Genomic DNA, 18412 nt, shown 5'->3' with positions numbered 1-18412 from the left:
CGGCCCGCGTCAGAGGACGCGGGCCGTTCTTCGTTCAGAATCCGTGACTAGCTGGTGAGGCCGTCCACGTACTCCTGGTTGTCTTCGATCCACTGGGCCACGATCGGCTCGTAGTCCTGGCCGTCATAGTCGACGAACATGGCGTTCTCGAGCGAGTACAGCATTTCGAGGTCCATCTTAAAGCCTTCAACCCAGCCGGCAGCGGTCGGGAAGTCGGTCTTGAAGTCGCTCTTGGCGTAGGAGTGGATGCTCTCCACACCACCGAGGGCGCCCTGCGGGTCCTCGAGGTTCTTCATCGGGAACACACCGTAAGCCCAGTGCGGCTCCCAGAGGGTCACAACGATGTTCTCGCCGTTTTCGGTGGCCGTCTTCAACTCGGTCAGCATGGCTGCCGTCGACGAGGTCAGGTATTCCATGTCCTCGAGGCCGTAGCCGGGGATAACGTTGTCGGTGGTGGCCAGGGTCAGTCCGGCGCCGGGCTCGATACCGATGATCTTATTGCCGAACAGGTCAGCGTTTGCGGCGAGGTCCTCGAGCGAATCGATCGGGGCATCCGCGTTGACCGCGATGGCGTTGCGCGATTCCTCGTTCCAGGCACCGAGGTCGACGATCTTGTCGCCGTACTCGTCGAGGTACTCGGCGTGGGTGACCGGCAGCCAGATGTCCATGCTCAGGTCGTAGTCGCCCTCGGACAGGCCGAGGTAGACCGGAGCAACGTCGGCGTACTCGAGCTCGACGTTGTAGCCCTGCGCGTCGAGAATGGCTTTCCACAAATGCGACGCGGCAATGCCTTCGTCCCAGCCGTTGAACACGGCAATGGACATGTCCTTGTGGTCGTCATTGCCGTTTCCGACGGTTTCGATCTCGGCCTCCTCAGCGGAGGCGCACCCGGCGAGGGCCAGCATGCTGACAGCTCCAAGGGCGAAGATCGTCTTGCTTCGTGACTTCGAACGGTTCTTCATATGTCTTCCTTTCGTGCCACCTGCTGTGGGTGACTGGGGTTGACTCGTGGTGCATACGGCGTGAGCCGCACTGTGGAACGGATGCGGATGCATCCGTAAATCTGTGAGCATCTGCGTCAGATGCGAGCCGGCTCGGGAACGCTGGCAGTGTCGGCACTCGACGCCGGCTCATCCGTTACCCGGCGCGCGCGCAGGGCGCGACGCACGCCGCCGATGAAGCCCGTCGAGTTGGCGCTGCCGAGCGACGCGGTGATGCGGTCGAGGAAGATCGCGAGGATCACCACGGCCAGGCCGGCTTCGAAGCCGAGGGCGATATCGATGCGGTTGAGGCTCGCGATGACCTGAGCGCCGAGACCACCCGCACCGACCAGGCCGGAGATGACGACCATGGAAAGCGAGAGCATGATGACCTGGTTGATGCCCGCCATGATGGTCGGGGTGGCCAGGGGCAGCTGGATCTGACGCAGGATCCGCCACGGTGACGCACCGAAGGCCTGGCCGGCCTCCACCACTTCCTTGTCGACACTGCGAATGCCGAGTTCGGTCAGGCGCACGCCGGGAGCCATCGCAAAGATGATGGTCGCGACGATGCCGGGAACCACCCCCACGCGAAACAGGAGCAGCGCCGGAATGAGGTAGACGAACGCCGGCATGGTCTGCATGAAGTCGAGCACCGGGCGAATGATGTTCGAAGCGAGTGTGGATTTGGCCGCCAGAATGCCGAGAGGAACGCTGAGCACGATGGCCAGTACACTCGCGACGAGCACGAGAGCGAGGGTGTCCATGGCGTAGTCCCACTGGTCGACGCCGAGGATGATGATCAGGCCCAGAACGCTGCCGACGGCAAACTTCCAACCGCGAATACCCAGGGCGAGAACGCCGAGCACGAGCATGATGGCCCAGAACGGTGGCTCTCCGAGCAGAAATTGAACCCCATCATAGGCGCCGGCGAATGCGGCGCGAATGAAATCGAAGATGAAGCCGAAGGTGTCAGTGATGAATTCGACAAAAGTCTCAACGTAGGAACCCAGGGGAAGTCGAAAGTCGTTCATGCGCGGACTCCTTCGGCATCGATGGGCATATCGTCGACGGTATCGCCGAGAATGTCGGTGATCGCTCGGATCGAGATAGTGGCCGGCGGCATCACCACGGGCAGCGCTCCCGTGTTGGTGCTGACGTTACCGATGGCGGCCAGCAGGGTCACCCGCGGAATCACGCCGAGCAGGCGGTTCTTCTCATCAACGACGGCGATGGGCAGTTCGCTCTCCACCGACGGTTCGACCAGGTCGACCAGGGCGGTTTCGGACAAGACCGCGGTCGCGTCATCTCGGATGATGCCGCGCAGGTCTGTCTCGCCCTTCTTCACGAGCTTCAGCACGTCGCGGTCACGCACGATCCCGGCGAAGCTGCGGTCGCGGTTGAGCACGAAAGTAACGGATGTCTGCAGGTCACGCATCGTACGCAGTGCGGCCCGGGGACCGGCAGTCTTGGTAATGACCGCACGCACGGGTTCCATCACGCTCGCGGCGGTGAGCACGCGGGCCCGATCGACGTCCTGCACGAACTGGGCAACGTAGTCGTTGGCCGGGTCGGTGAGGATCTCCTCCGGGGTGCCGATCTGCACAATACGGCCGTCGCGCATAACGGCGATGCGGTCACCGAGAAACATGGCCTCGTTGAGATCGTGGGTGATGAAGATGATCGTTTTGCCGAGCGCGGCCTGCAGTTCGATGAGCTGCTCCTGCATTTCGCGGCGAATCAGTGGGTCGAGGGCCGAGAACGCCTCGTCCATGAGCAGAACGTCGGTGTCGGCTGCGAGAGCCCGGCCCAGGCCGACTCGCTGCTGCATTCCACCGGACAGTTCGGAGGGCAGGTTGTCGGCCCAGCCCGCCAGTCCGACCAGATCGATGATCGTCTGCGCCTTGGCGAGACGGTCCGCCCGGTTCATGCCCTGAATCTCAAGGCCGTAGGCCACGTTGTCGATCACCGTGCGGTGCGGCAGCAGGGCGAAGTGCTGGAACACCATGGAGATGCTTTTGCGGCGCACGTCGCGCAGTTCCTTGGCGGAGACTCTCGTGATGTCGGTGCCGCCGACCGTCACGCTGCCTGAGGTGGTCTCCCACAGTCCGTTGAGCATTCGAATGAGGGTGGATTTGCCCGAACCGGACAGGCCCATGACGACGAAGATCTCGCCCTGTTTCACTTCGAAGGAGGCGTCGATGACGGCGGCCACTCCGAGCGACGAAATCTCGGCGCGGCTCTTGCCGGCTTTGAGCTTCTTGACGATCTCGTGCGGGCGGCGCCCGAAGGCTTTGTAGAGGTGGTCTGCCTTGACGGCAATGGTTTCGTGAATGCTCTCGGTCACGCGTTCTCCGTGCACGTCGAACGTAGTCGATTTCACGGCTGACGAAGCGAAATGCTCTCTTGTCGGACGGGTAGGCACCGAGCAGCCCAGACGCAGAAATTCGCACTTACGGAATCAGCGTGGGCGTGGAGCAATCATGGGATCGCATCCGTCGGAACCTCACCATACGAAAACGGCCGTTCCATCTCAAATGGTGGCTACGCCTGCGCGTCCTGGTGAAGGGTTGTAAGACCGTCAACAATCCTAACACACTCACTTTTCGGCGAGCCGAAAACAGGCGCGAAAAGGGGTGCCGCCCAGGAGAACTCCTCCGGACGACACCCTTAGCGCGCGTCTAGCGCTCGCTATTTTCCCAACTCGCTATTTTACGAGCGAACGTTCCAACACCTCGGACTGCGCGGCCTTCTCAGTGCTGCGCTGGGTCTCGGCGGCACTCACGTGGCCGTGGGTGAGCATAGTGCGCTCATCGAACGGTTCGAGCTTGTCGAGTACCCGGTCCACCTGCACCCGGTCCATCTCCTTGGTCCAGGATCCGATCATGACGGTCGCCACGGCGTTGCCGGTGAAGTTGGTCAGCGCGCGAGCCTCGGACATGAAGCGGTCGATACCCACAATGAAACCCACGCCGCCGACCAGTTGCGGGGCGTGGGCCTGCAGCCCGGCCGCCAGAGTGGCGAGACCGGCACCGGACACTCCGGCAGCGCCCTTGCTCGCGATAATCATGAAGACGAGCAGGCCGATCTGCTCGCCGAGCGCGAGCGGCTGGCCGAGCGCGTTGGCGATAAACAGCGACGCCATGGTGAGGTAGATCGCGGTGCCATCGAGGTTGAACGAGTACCCGGTGGGCACGGTGACCCCGACGACCGGCTTGGAGACGCCGAGGTGTTCCATCTTGGCGATCAGGCGCGGCAGGGCGGCCTCGGAGGACGAGGTCGACACGATCAGCAGGTATTCGCGGCCGAGGTAACGCATGAGCTTGAAGATGTTGACGCCGGTGACCAGCTTGAGCAGGCCCCCGAGAATGACCACGATGAAGATGATGCAGGTGATGTAGAAAGCCACCATGAGGGTGAACAGGCTGATCACGGCCTGAATGCCGGTGGCACCGACGACCGCAGCGATGGCACCGAAGGCACCGATCGGGGCGAGCCACATGACCATGATCAGAATGCGGAAGACCAGGGCCTGCACGTGCGCGATACCCTCGAGAATCGGCTTGCCGGCCGGGCCCATCTTCTGCAGTGCGAATCCGGCGATGAGCGCCACCAGCAGTGTCTGCAGAATGTTGCCGCTGGTCAGCGACGAGAACAGGGTGGCAGGAACGATTCCGAGCAGGAACCCCTGGGTGTCAGCGGATTCGGTGGCCTTGTACGTGGCATCCGACAGGTCGATACCGTCGCCCGGGTGGATCATGTTGCCAACGACCAGGCCGATCCCCAGGGCGAAGGTCGACATGATCAGGAAGTAGCCGAGGGCCAGGCCGCCGATCTTGCCGACGGTGGCCGCCTTGGCGATCGAACCGATGCCCAGGATGATCGTGCAGAAGATGATCGGCGCGATCATCATCTTAATCAGGGCGATGAATAGGTCACCGAGCGGCTTGAGCGAGACGGCGAAACCCTTCTCGCCGCCCCAGACCAGGCCGACGATAATTCCCAGAATGACCGCGACGATGACGGCCATGTAAAGGTAGTGCGAGGAGTCGATTCGCTTCTTCGGCTTGCTCGCCCTGTTAAGTTTGGTGCGGGATGATGGCGTCGATGTCATGTCAGACTCCTTTGTCTAGGCTTATCGGGGCCACGGCCGGCTCCGGCTACTGCAATGCGTTCCACAGTGGTCGATGCGGCTCGTTTGCACACGGTTGCGGTCATATTGTTCACGAGGCTCGAACCGAGAAAGGAGAACACAGTGCGCAGGGAATGGAGCATCGCCAGGCGGCTCTTTTTCGCGCACGCGCTGTTCATCGTGGTGCTCACGGTTTTTGTCGGAACGGCCTTCTTCGTCGACGCGCGGGATCGCGGCTACGTCGAAACCAGCAACCGGATGCTCGCGGTCGCCACCGCCATCGCCGACAGCCCTCTGGTGCTCGCCGCCAGCGAGTCGGCCGACCCGAGTTCGACCCTGCAGCCCTATGCCCTGGAATTAACCAGGGACGCCGGCCTCGACTTCATCACGATCATGGCCCCTGACCGCACCCGCTGGACCCACCCGACGCAGGCCGAGATCGGCAAGAACTACATCGGCGCGATCGAACCGGCGCGCTCCGGAACGGCCTTCACGGAAACCAGCACGGGAACGCTCGGGCCATCCGTTCGCGCCGTCGTGCCAGTGACGGATGCCGGCGGCGTTGTTCGCGCGCTGGTCGCGGTGGGTACCACCACCAGCAACATCACGATCGCCCTGAACGCCCGACTCCCTTCGGTGCTCGGGCTGGCGCTTGGACTGCTCGCGTCGGGGGCCGTGGTCACCTGGCTGCTGGGGCGCTATTTGCGCCGGGTGACGCTCGGCTGGGGGCCTGAGCACCTCGCGCAGTTGTTCGTGTACTACGACTCGGTGCTGCACTCGGTGCGCGAGGGGCTCGTACTCGTCGATCCGCACGGGGACCTCGTGCTCTACAACGACCAGGCGGCGACTCTGCTGGGAATTCCAGCGCGCCCTGCCACTGGCAGCGACGAGCGACCGTTGACCCTGACCGCGTTGAGCCTGCCGCCGAGCCTCGGCGAATTGCTGCGCAGCGGCCGCACGGCGCAGGACGAGATTCACGTCACCGACTCCCGGGTGCTCGTGGTCAGCCAGGAACCCGCCGTCGCGTCGTCCATCCCAATGCGGGGCGCCAAGCCGACACCGATGGGGTTCGTCGCGACGATTCGGGACCACACCGATCTGCAAAACCTTGGCAGTGAGCTGCAGTCGATGAAGACGTTGTCGGATGCGCTGCGGGCGCAGACGCACGAGCATTCGAACCGACTGCACACGATCGTGTCGCTCATGGAACTCGGCCGCACCGAGCAAGCCCTCGAGTTCGCTACCAAAGACCTGGAACTCAGCCAGCGGCTCGCCGACGAGATGGTCGGTTCGGTAGACGAACCCGTCATCAGCGCCCTGATCATGGGCAAATCGGCGCAGGCCAATGAACTGGGAATCACCCTCATCGTCACCGCGTCCGGTACTCTCGCCGAGTCCGGGCTATCGATTCAGGACCTCGTCACGGTGCTTGGCAATTTGGTCGACAATGCGCTCGACGCGGCGGCCGCTGGGGCAGACCCTCGTCGGGTGTCGGTCTCGGTGTCGTCGACCGAGCGGGCTGTCACGATCGAGGTCGCCGACAGCGGAGCCGGTGTGGCTCCCGAGGCGATCGACGATGTGCTGCGGCTCGGTTTCAGCACCAAGGGCGGCGGCGTTACGGACACCGGTGTCACAGCGCCCGGTCGTTCGGTGGGTGGTCGAGGCCTCGGCCTTGCTCTGGTTCGGCAGGCGGTGACTCGGCTCGGCGGTACGCTCACGATCGGGCGACGCGAGGGTGCCGTCTTCACGGTCGTTATTCCCGCCGCACATCAGCCTGAGGTCGACCATGTCTGAGACGTTCCTGCCGCCCATTCGCGTGCTCGTCGTCGAAGACGAACCGCTCGCGGCCGAGGCCCATGCCGTCTATGTCGCACGGCTCGACGGTTTCGAGCTTGTCGGCATGGTCGGTACCGGGCAGGACGCGTTTCGCTGGGTCGCGACGGCCGCTTCGGCCGGCACTCCGATCGACCTCGTGCTCATGGATATGAACTTGCCGGACAGTCACGGGCTCGACGTGAGTCGGCGCATTCGGGCGGCCGGTCTGGCGACGGATATCATCGCGATCACCGCCGTGCGCGACCTTGAGAACGTGCGCGGGGCGATCGCGGCCGGGGTTGTGCAGTACCTGATCAAGCCGTTCACCTACTCCACCTTCGCCACAAAATTGTACAGCTACCGGGACTTTCGTGCGAAACTCAACGGACAGGCATCCGTTGTGACGCAGTCAGCGGTCGACCATGCCTTTGCAAGTCTGCGGGCACCGACCGATATACCCAGACCCAAAGGCCTGGCAGAGTCCACCCTGAACCCGGTGGTCGCCTACCTGCAGGCGCAGGTGGAGCCGGTATCGGCGAGTGAGCTGATGGGGCCGCTCGGGTTGTCGCGCGTCACGGCCAGACGCTACCTGGAGTATCTCGCCGACACCGGCCTCGTGCTGCGCGCTCCCCGCTACGGCACGCCGGGGCGTCCCGAGAACGAATACAGTTGGAAGCGCGGACGCTAAACGCGTTCAACGGTGTGTGAAGACCGCGGGCCGCTTCTCGACGAAAGCGGCCATACCCTCGCTCTGGTCGTCGGTGGCGAACACCGAGTGAAAGAGGCGACGTTCAAAGTGGATGCCGGCCCCCAGCGTCGTCTCGTATGCCGCGTTCACGACCTCCTTGGCGAGCATGGCGATCGGCGCCGATTTCGCGGCGATCTCGGTCGCTGTGGCCAAGGCGTCGGCCAGGAGGTCGGCGGCCGGCACGATGCGGGCAACGAGTCCGGCGCGCTCGGCTTCGACGGCGTCGATGGTGCGACCGGTGAGAATCATCTCCATCGCCTTGGCCTTGCCGACCGCGCGGGTGAGGCGTTGGGAGCCGCCCATGCCGGGGATGACGCCGAGCTTGATCTCGGGCTGGCCGAAGGTGGCGGTGTCGGAGGCGATGATGAAATCGCAGATCAGGGCGAGTTCGCAGCCGCCGCCGAGGGCGTGGCCGGAGACGGCGGCGATGACCGGGGTGCGCACGGCGGCGAGGCGGTCCCAGCCGGCGAACCAGTCTTTGAGGTACATGTCCATGTAGCTCATCGTCGACATCTCCTTGATGTCGGCGCCGGCAGCGAAGGCCCGCTCCGAGCCGGTGATGATGATCGCGCCGATCTCGGGGTCGGCATCGAGCTGGGTCGCCGCACCGACGACATCCTGCATGGTGGCGAAGTTGAGGGCGTTCAGCGCCTTCGGACGGTTCAGGGTGATGACGCCGACCCGGCCGTGACGTTCGAGCAGGATGTTGTCGTAAATGTCGGCGGTCTCGGGCTGGGTGCTGTCGCTCACGCGGTGGCCTCTCGTTCGGTGGTCTGTCTGGTTTCGTTTGTGATCTTGTGCGGCAAGCGCAGTTCGCGATCTCCCAGGGGCGCGAAATGCGCCTGCACGTCGGCGTCGGAGACGCCTGCCAGCGTGCTCGGCTGCCACGCCGGGTTGCGATCCTTGTCGATCACCTGGGCGCGAATGCCCTCGATCACGTCGTGGCCGGCCACCATACGCAGCGACACCCGGTATTCCTGTTCGAGCACCTCTTCGAGTGTGGCGAGGTCGCGGGCGCGGCGGAGAGATGCGAGGGTAACGCTGAGTGCGGTCGGGGACTTGGCCAGGATCGCGTCGGCGGCTTCCTGGGCTGCCTCGACCGAAGATTTCTGCAATCGGTCGATGATCGTGGCCACGTCGTCGCCGGCGTAACAGGCGTCGATCCACGTGCGCTCGGTCGACAGCGGTGCTGGGGGCGCCGGGGAGGCGAGCTGCGCGATGGCGGCGGCAGCGGGCATCCGGGTGAGGGCATCGACCAGAGAATCGAGCTTGGCCGAGTCAATGAAGCTGTCGGCCAGGCCGAGGGCGATGGCGTCGGCGCCGGTCATGGTTGCCGCGGTGAGGGCGAGGTGGGTGCCGATCTCGCCGGGCGTGCGCGAGTAGAGGTAGGTGCCACCGACGTCGGGCACGAAACCGATGGTGGTCTCTGGCATTCCGAGCCGGGTGCGTTCGGTCACGACGCGGTGCGTGGCGTGGCCGGAGAGGCCGACTCCCCCGCCGAGCACGATGCGGTCCATCAGCGCGACGAACGGCTTGGGGTACCGCTTGATCTGGGCGTTCAAAGTGTACTCGTCGGCCCAGAAACAGGCGTTCTCGTCGGGATCGCTGCGGGCGTCGCGGTAGATCGAGACGATGTCGCCGCCCGCGCAGAGGGCGCGGTCGCCGCTGCCGGTGAGCAAAACGGTCTGCACGGCAGCGTCGTCAGCCCAGTCGGTGAGCGCTGCGGCGATACTGCGGATCATGTCGTGCGTGAGCGCGTTGAGGGCCTTCGGCCTGTTCAGGATGATGCGGGCCAGCGGTCCGTCGCGCTGCAGCAGCACCTCGCCGTCCGCTTGTACAGCGGATGCGTCGGCGCCAGCCGCCACCGCGCTCTCGCCACAGGGGGTGTCGATCGAATCAGTGCGGGGCATAGAGACCTTTCCGCGTCGCTGCGGTTGAGTTGTGGTGAACGTTGGCACAGTCTATCGAGGTGAATTTTCTGGCCAGCAACGGGCGAAGGTGTCGGAGTGCACCCCGAACCGACGAACCCGGTGAGGATCGCTTGCCCTAGAACGGTTGAGGATCGGTGCCGGTGTCGTCCCAGTCGGTGTTCGTGGTGGTGTTCCAGGGGTCGGGCACGGGTGGCGGTGGTGCGGCCGGCGGTGGTTGTGCTGGTGGTGGTGCTTGTTGTAGGTGAGGGCTGATTCGGGTGGCGGGGTCGGTGGCATAGTGCTTGCCCGCGGGGCTGGTCCAGTGCAGGGTTCCATCGGGGTCAGCGACGGCCTTCCAATCGCTGAAGTGCTTCAGGTCGTGGTGCGCCGGCGAAAGAAAGTGCAGGTTGGTGGCGGTGGTGGGACCGCCGAATTGCTTGTCGATGGTGTGGTCGAGGTCGCTGTGGCCGGCGGAGCGGTTACAGCCGGGGAACCGGCAGGTTCCATCCCGCAGCCGCAGGTACTTCTTCAGACTCGCCGGCACCCGGAACGGCGTGGCGCTGACGTCGAGGACAATGCCGGTGTGCGGGTGGGTGAGGATGCGCAGGAAACTCGTCGCCGTCCCGGCCAGGCGGCGGGCGGTTTCCGGGTCGATCGGCCCGTAGCCTTCAAGCTCGCCGGGTTCCTCGCGCGTGCCAACAGCTCGTCCCATCAGGGTGAGGACGGGGACGGTCACGTTGACGTTGGCGGTGAGGCCGGCGCCGAGGCCGCTGCCGGTAACACCCTGGGCGAGGAGGTCGACGGCGACATCCGCGCGCAACTGGCTGAGGGTGCGGGGCTCATCGGGGCCCTGCAGACTGATCGCGGCGTCGGTGACCCGGGTATAGATGCCCTGCAGGTCGTCGCCGGCGGCGCGCAACCAGAGCGTGGCCATGCCGTCTTTGTCCGGGAAGAACAACACCTTGCGGTCGGAGAGACATTTGGTGCGGTGCACGGTGATGCTGTCCGGGTGGAACCGTTCCCGGAGCTTGCGGGCCTTGCCGTCAAACTGCGTCGCGGTGAGTCGCTTCGCGTGCGGCAGCAACACCGCTTCCAGTTCGGCGCGAGCGGGCTGCGGCACGGAGTCGAGCTGCTCGAGCACTCGGCGGGCGTGCCGCAGCGAGATCTCCCCGGTGCGGAGCGCATCGAGGGTGCTCGGTCGGGACTCGACCAGCACNCGGTCGGGACTCGACCAGCACCCGGCTTTCCTGCAGGAGGCCGGAGGCGGTGCCGCCCGGGATGCGCAGCGCACACGCCATCTCCGCCACGAGGCCCTGCTGCGCGGCAAAGGTGGCGTCCCAGTCGTGCTCATGCTCGGGACCGGCCTGCGGGCGCCCGGTCTCGGCAGTGTTAGTGGTGTAGTCCCACGCCTCGGTGAGAACCTCAGCTTTACTCGCCTGCGCCCAGGCAATGATCTTCTCGAAGTAGAGCACCCGGTCAACGAACTGCGCCTGATGGCGTTGGAACGGACTCAGGTCGTCGGCCCGGCGGCCGTCGGCCGGTAGCGGCTGGCCCGGTTCGTCGTCACTGTCGTGCTCGGTGCGGAGATACTCCACGTAGAGGTACTCCTCGCGAAGGTCGTCATCGAACCGGTGCTCGGGAGGCACTGCGGCAAACACCTCGGTCAGGTCAAGGCCGGCCGGTAGAGGCGGACCGTCAGGCATCTCACGGCGATAGGAAGCCAGGCCGACGGGATGCGCTATGAAAGGCTCGGTATCGACGTCTTCGAGGGCGTCATACGGAGCGAACTGCCCGAGGCCCTCGCCGATCTCAACCCGCCAGTCTGCCTGGCACAGCGCCCAGAACGCATCAAACTCGGCACGCTCCTCGGGCGTTGAAGGCGGGTAACCGTGACAAGCGAAGAACGGATCGACGAGGCCCGGCTGGGGGGTGTCGCCGCTCTGGCTCATAGAACAAGTGTACCAAGCTCACCCCTCAAAGTCGAGGAATTTTCAGACATATTGGGAACTCTGAACGGAACTGCATTCGCATGATCAGTCCCGTTTTCGGCCAGCTCGACCCACGGGAACGGGCCAGGTTGTCAACGCCGGGTCAAAACAGGGCCGAAACAGGGCCAGAACAGGGCCAATAGGCCCGATACTCGCCCTGTTTTCGATCGGCGTCAACGGCCCCAACACAGGTGGGGAATGCGGTGATAACTTAATGCTCAGCAAGACCGTAGTTGCTCGAGGGAGGAGTACACCGTGGCGAGAACGATGCCCGGAGAGGTTGACGCCCCAAGCACGAATCCGCGAGGGCCACAGCTCTTCGAACCTCTGAATCAGACCAGAGCCGTGCCGAAAGAGCGGCGGATTCGGGTTAGGTTCGTCGCGGTCCTTTTGGGCATAAGCCTGATATTCGGTACTGCCGCCAGTTGCGGCGGCAATCTGGACCCCAGCAACGCCCCAACACATCCAGGAAGCGAGGGTGACGGAACCGACCCGCCCCCTCAGAAATCCGACTGTGAAGGCGCGCCGACCCTCGCACCCGGTGAACAACCACCTGTGCCTCCCAATGGTGCGCCGCTGCCACCGACATCCCCAACCTGCTGAGTGTCGCGGAATGATGGTTAGCAATCTAATGAAGCGGCGTCAGGCAAAAGAACCGCTGCCCAGTTCGGCTGAAGATCCACCGGCCGATCATGACCCGACTCAAGGGGCGAAGGGTGAGGCTCCGCTCAAGGTCGCGGTTTGGCTCTATTTCTCGTTGCTCATTGCTGTCCTCGCGGCTATCGGAATCCAGGGCGACATACTTCAACGACTAATCCGAAACGACCCGTCACTTTTTGCATGGGCAGCTATTACGACCATCATCGGCGCGGCTCTCCCAGTGCTTTTTGCCAGCAATCTTGGGCGTCAATCGCCAGTCAAAGTCATCGCAACATTTGGCGCATTTCTTGCGGTTGGCGGGATCTGTTGGGCGCTTTGGCTTGGAGCGCAGAGCATCACCGATCGTGAGGCACCATCTCTCGACTTTTCAGTAGAGAAAGTCGATGGTGGCGCAGTGCGTGTCATTGCGCACGCGTCGTCAACCTCTCTTCGGACCACGGAGACGATGCTCCTCCGTATTACTGCCATTCGAGGTGACGGTGTCTCCACAACCGACCCTTGGGACTTGTGCGCTTCCAGAGGGCGACTGATGACAACGACAGACCCCTCAGGATGGGTAGTCGCATGGCTGGAGAAAGGGCCCTCAGCGACGGGCGTCGCGGACATCAAATGGCAATCGGACATCGATATCACCGGGGTGCGGTACGTCTGTGCGTACACCATTCCCACGCCACGCAATGTTCGCGACAATTTCCAAAGCGCTAACAATCCAACACAGCGGCCGCCCGAAGACGTCCAGACCGGGCGACAATCTGCAGTAGCTATTATCGACTTGCAGCAGCTAGCGATTCCGACGGAACCTCTGGCCCCGCTGCCGAACACACTGCCGTAGGCAAGCGGCTGGCGCGCGAGGACGATCGTGCGCCCGACCATCGATTCGGGCGCAGAATGGCAAGCACCTCGCGGATGCCACGTTGGGGTCGGTCTGCGTACGCGTGGCCACGAGCAGGGCCCCGGCGCTGCCGACACTGGTCGGGGATTCGAAAGACCGCGCACGAAAAAACCCCGCCGAACTGCATCAGCAGTTACGACGGGGTTAAGTGGTGCACCCCCCGGGACTTGAACCCGGAACCCACTGATTAAGAGTCAGTTGCTCTGCCAATTGAGCTAGAGGTGCATGTGAAAGCAGCGGAATTACCCGCGGCAACGTGTAACCCTAACACCCCACGGGGGCTCGATGCCAATCGAGGCGGGAAAGCGAGCGTGACCGGCATCCGCTCGCGAAATTACTATCCTTGGAAGGGTGACCGAACCGCGAATCTACGCCCTCTCCGACGACCTCCAGCTCGGTCTGGCCCTCGCCGATGCCGCCGATGCCATCTCAAGCGCCCGCTTCACCGCGCTCGACCTGGTCGTGACGACCAAACCCGACCGCACCCCGGTAACGGATGCCGACCAGGCCGTCGAGCGCGCCATCCGCGCCCTGTTGGCCGAGCGCCGCCCCGATGACGGCATTCTGGGCGAAGAGTTCGGCACTGCCGGGTCGACCACCCGCCAGTGGATCATCGACCCGATCGACGGCACCGCCGGGTTCCTCCGCGGCATTCCGATCTGGGCCACCCTCATCTCCCTCGCCGTCGACGGCGTGCCCGTGCTCGGCGTGGTCAGCGCGCCCGCGCTCGGCAAACGCTGGTGGGCCGCCGTCGGCAGCGGCGCCTGGTCAATCGAGACCACACAAGCGGATGCCGTCCCCACCCGCCTGCGCGTCTCCGGCATCGAGACCCTCGCAGAAGCATCCATCAGCTATGGCAGCCTGCAGCAGTGGGACCAAGCCGGGCACCTCGACGAGCTCGTGACGCTCTCCCGTCAGGTCTGGCGCACCCGCGCCTACGGCGACATGTGGTCGTACATGCTGCTCGCCGAGGGCCACCTCGACGTGGCCGGCGAATTCGATCTGCAGCCCTACGACATGGCCGCGCTGGCTCCAATCGTGCAGGAGGCAGGCGGCACGTTCACCTCGGTCGAAGGCCAGCCCGGCCCGTGGCACGGCAGCGCCCTGGCCACGAATGGTCTGCTGCACGCGGCGACGCTCGCGGTGCTGAACGCCACACAGCCCCGTTAGACCGACGCACCCGGATCGTCGGGGAAAATGCCGTCGCGAGCATTGCGCGCATCGAGTCGGCGCTGCCGCCAGGCCCGGGGATTCAGCAGCAGAATGGGCTTCGGAATGCGCAGCGCGTACCCGGTCGGTAGAATCCAGCCGTAGCGTTTGGCCAGCAGCGACAGCCCGGCGCCGCTGAGAATGGCCACAACGGTACCGATCGCCACAAACCCGAGCTTGCTGAGAATGACCATTTCGGTGCTGGCGAGCACCGCGCTCGTAGCGTAGAGCGTGTTGCCGCCAAAAATGGACGGTACTTTGAGCAGGGAGATGTCCCGCACCATGCCGCCGCCGACCGCGGTAATGATGCCCAGCAGAATGGCCGGCAGCCAGCCGAGGCCGGCCTCAAGCGCTTTCTGCGCACCCACCGCCGACCAGCATCCCACGGCGAGCGCGTCGAGCAGCAGCAGCACGCGGCGGGTCCAGCGACCGTTGAACGTGACGAAGTAGGCGATGATCCCGCCGAGAATCGCGCAGATCAGGTAGGCCGGGTCGACCAGGGCGGCCGGCGTGCCCTGCTGCAGCAGGGTGTCGCGGATCATTCCGCCGCCGAGCCCGCTCATAATGGCCAGCACCACGAAACCGACGATGTCGAGGCGGGCGGTGCGGGCAGCGACCCCGCCGAGAATGGCGTTGGCGAGCACGCCCGCCAGGTCCACGATGCGGATTACCTCAAACAGCGTCTCCGACTCAGTGTCCACTTGCCCCATTCTCTCCCATTTCTGCGCTTCGATTGGCGCACCTACAGTTAGGGCATGAGGATCAACGCGTTTTCCGACGTCTGCCTGCGGGTCGTCATGCTGCTAGCAGCGGCGCCGGAAAGCGTCACGTTCACCTCGCGGGTCGTCGCCGCCGAGGTCGGCACGCCCTATAACCACGTCAGCAAAGCCATCATGCGACTGCGCGAACTCGGCCTGGTCGAGGTGATCCGCGGGCGCAGCGGCGGCGTGCGCATCAGCGCGCTCGGTCGTGACGCCACCGTCGGGGCGCTCTTACGCCAACTCGACACCCGCACCGACCTCGCGGCCTGCGACTCCATAAATGGTCCCTGCCCCTTGATCAGCGGATGCGGCCTCCGCGGCGCCCTGCGCCGGGCCCGGGAATCGTTCTATCGCGAGCTCGACGGCATCGTCATCGCGTCTCTGCCCCACGGAAAATCCGGTGGACCGGTTCTGGTTGAACTTGGTTTGGTGCGGTAGGACTAAAGTCCCTAATTTCTACGACTTGTAGAAAACACCCGTTTAATTGGTATACCAAATGCTACTTTTGATGAAGGCCCCCACAAACGGGTGCCGACACGCAGAAGGAGTATTCATGCTTTCGCCCCAGTCCCTCCCCCTCATCGAAGCCACCCTGCCGCTGGTCGGCGAGCGGATGCCCGAGATCGCGAAGAACTTCTACCACCGCATGCTCACCGCCCACCCCGAATTGTTCGATGGGCTGTTCAGCCGTTCCAACCAGAAGAACGGCAGCCAGCAGCAGGCACTGGCCGGCAGCATCGCCGTCTTCGCGACCCACATGGTGGCGAACCCCGACATCACTCCGGAGGCGATGCTCTCCCGCATCGCCCACAAGCACGTCTCCCTCGACATTCAGCCCGAGCAGTACGACATCGTCTACAAGTACCTGTTCGAGGCCATCGCCGACGAACTCAGTGACGTCATCACCGCCGAGATCGCCGCCGCCTGGACCGAGGTGTACTGGCTAATGGCCCACGCCCTGATCAAGATGGAGAAGGGCCTCTACGCCGGACTCGCCAGCGACAAGCCGCTGGCCCCCTGGATCGTCGTGAAGAAGGAACCGGCCGGAACCGATGCCATCACGTTCACCCTCGAACCGGCCGACGACACCCCCGTGACGCCCGCCCTGCCTGGCCAGTACGTCAGCGTCACCGCCGTCATGCCCGACGGTATCCGCCAGGTGCGTCAGTACTCCCTCTCGGCCGGCACCGCCACGACCCGCGTCTTCACCACCAAGCTCGACGCCGACGGTGAGGTGTCCCCCGTGCTGCACCGCGATGTACAGGTCGGCGACACGCTCATCCTCTCCGTGCCGTGCGGCGACATCACCCTCGACCATGGCACTGGACCGCTGATCCTGGCCTCGGCCGGAATCGGCTGCACACCCAGCGCCTCCATCCTGCGCTCCCTGGTGGACACCGGCTCGAAGCGTGAGGTACTCGTACTGCACGCCGAGAGCAACCTCGAACGCTGGGCGCTGCGCGACCAGATGAACGAAGACGTCGCCCTACTGGAGGCGGCCGAACTCGAGCTCTGGCTGGAGATCCCGAGCGCGGGCCACCACGAGGGCTTCATGTCGCTGGAGAACGTGACGATCCCGGAGGATGCCTCGGTCTACCTGTGTGGACCGCTCCCGTTCATGCGCAGTCTTCGCGCCCAAGCGCTGCAGTCTGGCGTGCCGGCCGACCGCATCCACTACGAGATCTTCGGCCCCGACCTGTGGCTCGCTGGCGTCTGACCGCCCGCACGATTCAAGCCTGGCGACCCCGCTAGGCTTGAATCGTGGACGCTAACGGTAGTACCGAGATAGAACGCAAGTTTGACGTGGACGAACTGGCCCTGCTACCGCGGTTGAACGACCTGCCCGGCGTGCAGGCGATCGCCGAACCGGTAACCCACGACCTCGAAGCCATCTATTTCGACACGAACGACCTCGTGCTGGCGCGTGCTCACATCACCCTGCGCCGCCGCACCGGCGGCGACGACGCCGGCTGGCACCTCAAACTGCCGCAGGGCGCCGGACGCCGACGCGAAATCCACGCGCCGATCGGCAAACACCTGCAGGACGAAGCGGATGCCGTACCCGAGTCACTCTCCGAGCTCGTGCGGGTCTACACCCGCGACTGTCCGCTCGTTCCCGTGGTGCACCTCAGTACCACCCGCGTCGTGCACGCCCTCATCGGCGCCGGAGGCGAAACCCTCGCGGTGCTCTGCGACGACCGGGTGCGCGCCGAACGTCTCATTCACCAACCGGCCTCGGCGGCGTGGCGCGAATGGGAGATCGAACTCGTCGACGGACCGGAGGATCTGCTCGACGCTGGCCAGGCTGTGCTCGCAAGCGCCGGCATCCTCCTGTCAGTGCACGCCTCGAAACTGGCACGCGCCCTCGGCGACCGGTTTCCGGCCGAAAGCAGCACCAAGCAGCGTCGTCCCACCCCGAACGGCCCGGCCACCAACGTTCTGCTGGCCAGCCTGACCGAGCAGATCGGGGTCATCCGCCAGCACGACCCGCAAATTCGCCAGCACACTGCCGATTCCGTGCACGCCATGCGCGTGGCCACTCGCCGGCTGCGTTCGGTGCTGGCCACCTATCGTTCCCTGGTCGATCCCTCTGTCGTGCAGCACCTCCGCACCGAACTCGGCTGGCTGGCCGCCGTGCTCGGCAGCTCCCGCGACGAAGAGGTGCTGCAACGGCGCCTGGCCGAGCTGCTCGATCGCGAATCCCCCGCGCTGCTTCTCGGTCCGATTCGCGAACGCCTCGAATCCCGCTCCGAAACGGATGCCCACTCCGCGCAGCACACGCTCGTCACCACCCTCGACAGCCACCGCTACTTTCGACTGCTCGACGCCCTCGACTCCCTCGTCGCCACACCGCCGTTCACCGCCGCGGCCGACCAAGACGCCCGGGTGGTCGTGCCGGCCCTCATCACCAGGGAGTGGAAGAAGTTGAGGCGCGCCGTGCGCCTGGCCACCAAGACCGTCTCCGGACCGGAACGGGATATCGCCCTGCACGCCGCTCGAAAGCGCGCCAAGCGGCTGCGCTATGCGGCCGAGACGGCGCATCCGCTCAGCCCCAAACGCTCTGCCCGCGTGAGCCGCTTCGCCCAGAAATTGCAGGCTATCCTCGGTGACCAGCACGACAGCGTCATCGCCCGCGATCGCCTACTCAAGCGCGGCGGGGTCGAGGCCTACCTGCGCGGCGAGAACACCTTCAGTTACGGCCGGCTGCACGCTCTCGAGCAGCAGCGGGCAGCGGATGCCGAGGCGCGCTTCTGGCGCACCTGGCGTCGCCGCCCCTAGGATCGGAACTAAATACGCCGACGCCGCCATTTTCGTCG

The 18412-nt window shown here is 64.8% G+C and carries 15 protein-coding genes and 1 tRNA gene; 7 read left to right on the top strand and 9 right to left on the bottom strand.

From position 1 onward, the window contains the following. Positions 1-47 precede the first annotated feature (47 nt). The 4 genes from CJ028_RS07715 to CJ028_RS07700 all read right to left on the bottom strand — a co-directional run bounded on the left by CJ028_RS07715 (position 48) and on the right by CJ028_RS07700 (position 5094). On the bottom strand, positions 48-962 hold the full coding sequence (locus tag CJ028_RS07715; RefSeq protein ID WP_105034687.1) for a glycine betaine ABC transporter substrate-binding protein: 915 nt from the start codon (positions 960-962) through the stop codon (positions 48-50). Positions 963-1078: 116 nt separating this feature from the next. After that, entirely contained in the window at positions 1079-2014 is a 936-nt protein-coding gene (locus tag CJ028_RS07710; protein ID WP_105034686.1) for an ABC transporter permease, read from the bottom strand. Continuing rightward, entirely contained in the window at positions 2011-3327 is a 1317-nt protein-coding gene (locus CJ028_RS07705; RefSeq protein ID WP_240607145.1) for a quaternary amine ABC transporter ATP-binding protein, read from the bottom strand. Before CJ028_RS07705 ends, CJ028_RS07710 begins: the two co-directional genes overlap by 4 nt. A gap of 360 nt (positions 3328-3687) precedes the next feature. Then, entirely contained in the window at positions 3688-5094 is a 1407-nt protein-coding gene (locus tag CJ028_RS07700) for a cation:dicarboxylate symporter family transporter (protein ID WP_105034685.1), read from the bottom strand. A 141-nt stretch (positions 5095-5235) separates the two neighbouring features. On the opposite strand from CJ028_RS07700, the gene CJ028_RS07695 reads away from it, so the two are divergent. Both CJ028_RS07695 and CJ028_RS07690 read left to right on the top strand, forming a co-directional pair. Further along, positions 5236-6906 (top strand): sensor histidine kinase, encoded by a 1671-nt coding sequence (locus CJ028_RS07695; protein ID WP_105034684.1) that lies wholly within the window; start codon positions 5236-5238, stop codon positions 6904-6906. A 7-nt stretch (positions 6907-6913) separates the two neighbouring features. Further along, positions 6914-7615, top strand: a complete 702-nt coding sequence (locus tag CJ028_RS07690) for a response regulator (protein WP_105034718.1) — start codon at positions 6914-6916, stop codon at positions 7613-7615. Between the two features lie 6 nt (positions 7616-7621). Here CJ028_RS07690 and CJ028_RS07685 read toward each other — a convergent pair whose 3' ends face one another. The 3 genes from CJ028_RS07685 to CJ028_RS07675 all read right to left on the bottom strand — a co-directional run bounded on the left by CJ028_RS07685 (position 7622) and on the right by CJ028_RS07675 (position 10726). Then, positions 7622-8425 (bottom strand): enoyl-CoA hydratase, encoded by an 804-nt coding sequence (locus tag CJ028_RS07685; RefSeq protein WP_105034683.1) that lies wholly within the window; start codon positions 8423-8425, stop codon positions 7622-7624. Continuing rightward, positions 8422-9585: an enoyl-CoA hydratase/isomerase family protein gene (locus CJ028_RS07680; protein ID WP_105034682.1), complete on the bottom strand. Its 1164-nt coding sequence runs from the start codon at positions 9583-9585 to the stop codon at positions 8422-8424. The genes CJ028_RS07685 and CJ028_RS07680 overlap by 4 nt, the downstream gene beginning before the upstream one ends. A gap of 136 nt (positions 9586-9721) precedes the next feature. Further along, positions 9722-10726, bottom strand: coding sequence for an HNH endonuclease signature motif containing protein (locus CJ028_RS07675; RefSeq protein WP_240607144.1), 1005 nt, complete (start codon positions 10724-10726; stop codon positions 9722-9724). Positions 10727-12186: 1460 nt separating this feature from the next. Between CJ028_RS07675 and CJ028_RS20635 the strand changes: the two genes are divergently transcribed. After that, on the top strand, positions 12187-13065 hold the full coding sequence (locus tag CJ028_RS20635; protein ID WP_129590419.1) for a hypothetical protein: 879 nt from the start codon (positions 12187-12189) through the stop codon (positions 13063-13065). Positions 13066-13274: 209 nt separating this feature from the next. On the opposite strand, the gene CJ028_RS07665 is transcribed toward CJ028_RS20635, so the two are convergent. Then, positions 13275-13350 (bottom strand) — tRNA-Lys (locus CJ028_RS07665). A gap of 126 nt (positions 13351-13476) precedes the next feature. Here CJ028_RS07665 and CJ028_RS07660 point away from each other — a divergent pair. Continuing rightward, positions 13477-14295 (top strand): inositol monophosphatase family protein, encoded by an 819-nt coding sequence (locus tag CJ028_RS07660; protein ID WP_105034679.1) that lies wholly within the window; start codon positions 13477-13479, stop codon positions 14293-14295. Here the strand turns inward: CJ028_RS07660 and CJ028_RS07655 are convergent. Beyond that, entirely contained in the window at positions 14292-15035 is a 744-nt protein-coding gene (locus CJ028_RS07655) for a trimeric intracellular cation channel family protein (protein WP_105034678.1), read from the bottom strand. The genes CJ028_RS07660 and CJ028_RS07655 overlap by 4 nt on opposite strands. 54 nt (positions 15036-15089) lie before the next feature. Between CJ028_RS07655 and CJ028_RS07650 the strand changes: the two genes are divergently transcribed. The 3 genes from CJ028_RS07650 (at position 15090) to CJ028_RS07640 (ending at position 18374) form a co-directional block, all read left to right on the top strand. After that, positions 15090-15533, top strand: a complete 444-nt coding sequence (locus CJ028_RS07650; protein ID WP_105034677.1) for an RrF2 family transcriptional regulator — start codon at positions 15090-15092, stop codon at positions 15531-15533. Between the two features lie 115 nt (positions 15534-15648). Beyond that, positions 15649-16812, top strand: coding sequence for a globin domain-containing protein (locus tag CJ028_RS07645; RefSeq protein ID WP_105034676.1), 1164 nt, complete (start codon positions 15649-15651; stop codon positions 16810-16812). Positions 16813-16856: 44 nt separating this feature from the next. Next, complete coding sequence (locus CJ028_RS07640) at positions 16857-18374, top strand: CYTH and CHAD domain-containing protein (RefSeq protein WP_105034675.1); 1518 nt, start codon at positions 16857-16859, stop codon at positions 18372-18374. Positions 18375-18412 lie beyond the last annotated feature (38 nt).

The organism is Cryobacterium aureum, assembly GCF_002954245.1.
Taxonomy (GTDB): domain Bacteria; phylum Actinomycetota; class Actinomycetes; order Actinomycetales; family Microbacteriaceae; genus Cryobacterium; species Cryobacterium aureum.
The sequence above is the reverse complement of the archived record's forward strand: the minus strand, read 5'-3'. Positions and strand labels throughout refer to the sequence as shown.